4 tRNA genes are annotated in these 824 nt (G+C 49.2%); all 4 read left to right on the top strand.

The annotated features are described in order from the left end of the window. Positions 1–4: 4 nt before the first annotated feature. Positions 5–80 (top strand) — tRNA-Glu (locus KD147_RS16715). Positions 81–223: 143 nt separating this feature from the next. Beyond that, positions 224–299, top strand: a tRNA-Glu gene (locus KD147_RS16720). Positions 300–351: 52 nt separating this feature from the next. Continuing rightward, a tRNA-Glu gene (locus tag KD147_RS16725) sits at positions 352–427 on the top strand. A 142-nt stretch (positions 428–569) separates the two neighbouring features. After that, positions 570–645: transfer RNA gene (locus KD147_RS16730), tRNA-Glu, on the top strand. The last annotated feature ends 179 nt before the right edge of the window (positions 646–824 follow it).

An 824-nucleotide genomic window follows, 5' to 3' on the forward strand; every position in this document is an offset into this window, starting at 1 on the left:
TTTTGTCCCCTTCGTCTAGAGGCCTAGGACACCGCCCTTTCACGGCGGTAACAGGGGTTCGAATCCCCTAGGGGACGCCACTTAACTCGCATGGTAAGAGTCTAAATAACCAGTCCTAGTGACAAAAAGCATGTGTTTTTGTAATTAGGCCGCTCAGCCTCACTGGCTCGGCAGTCGCACTTACAAAAATTACTCGAAGCAATACTTCGAAATGCAAATTTTTGTCCCCTTCGTCTAGAGGCCTAGGACACCGCCCTTTCACGGCGGTAACAGGGGTTCGAATCCCCTAGGGGACGCCACTTAACTCGTATGGTAAGAGTCTAAATAACCAGTCCTAGTGACACATTTTGTGTCCCCTTCGTCTAGAGGCCTAGGACACCGCCCTTTCACGGCGGTAACAGGGGTTCGAATCCCCTAGGGGACGCCACTTAACTCGTATGGTAAGAGTTTAAATAACCAGTCCTAGTGACAAAAGCATGTGTTTTTGTAATTAGGTTGCTTAGCCTCGCTGGCTCGGCAGTCGCACTTACAAAAATTCATCGAAGCAGTGCTTCGATATGCAAATTTTTGTCCCCTTCGTCTAGAGGCCTAGGACACCGCCCTTTCACGGCGGTAACAGGGGTTCGAATCCCCTAGGGGACGCCACTTAACTCGCATGGTAAGAGTCTAAATAACCAGTCCTAGTGACAAAAGCATCTGTTTTTGTAATTAGGCCGCTTAGCCTCGCAGGCTCAGCTGTCGCACTTACAAAAATTAATCGAAGCAATGCTTCGAAATGCAAATTTTTGTCCCCTTCGTCTAGAGGCCTAGGACACCGCCCTTTC

Source organism: Pseudoalteromonas sp. BDTF-M6, assembly GCF_018334135.1.
Classification (GTDB): Bacteria; Pseudomonadota; Gammaproteobacteria; order Enterobacterales; family Alteromonadaceae; genus Pseudoalteromonas.